The 426-nt window shown below is 73.9% G+C and carries 1 protein-coding gene; it reads right to left on the bottom strand.

Going from position 1 to position 426, the window contains the following annotated elements; all coding sequences use genetic code 11:
* A partial coding sequence (locus tag HR086_RS47635; protein WP_174468984.1) for an LD-carboxypeptidase occupies window positions 1-426 on the bottom strand: 426 nt, incomplete at both ends.

The raw sequence follows: 426 nt of genomic DNA, 5'->3' as shown, positions 1-426 counted from the left end.
GGGGACTCGAGGAGGCGGAAGAAGTAGTCGCGGACCTCGGGAGGCTGCTTGCCGAGCTGGGTGAGGACAGGCCCGTGGATGGAGACGCGGCCGAGGACCTGGAGGGCGGCGTGGACGGAGGTGAGGTCGGAGAAGCCGGTGAAGAGGCTCGGCGCGGCGTCGGCGAAGGGAAGGCGCGGGAGGAGCCGGGCGCTGCCGTAGCCACCGCGGGCGCAGAAGATGGCGCGGGCGGAGGGGTCGAGGAGGGCGTGGGAGAGCTCTTCGGCGCGGCGCGAGTCGTCACCAGCGAGGTAGCGGTACGCGGAGCCGAGGTCGGGGCGGAGGACCGGGGAGTAGCGCTCGGCGATGACGGCGAGGCCGACGTCGAAGAGGGGGCGGTCGAAGGGCCCGGAGGGAGCGACGACGTGGACGGTGTCGCGGGGGCGG

Source organism: Myxococcus sp. CA039A (assembly GCF_013336645.1).
In the GTDB taxonomy this organism is placed as follows: domain Bacteria; phylum Myxococcota; class Myxococcia; order Myxococcales; family Myxococcaceae; genus Myxococcus; species Myxococcus llanfairpwllgwyngyllgogerychwyrndrobwllllantysiliogogogochensis.
Note: the sequence above shows the minus strand (reverse complement) of the source record. Positions and strands in the feature narration are given on the sequence as shown.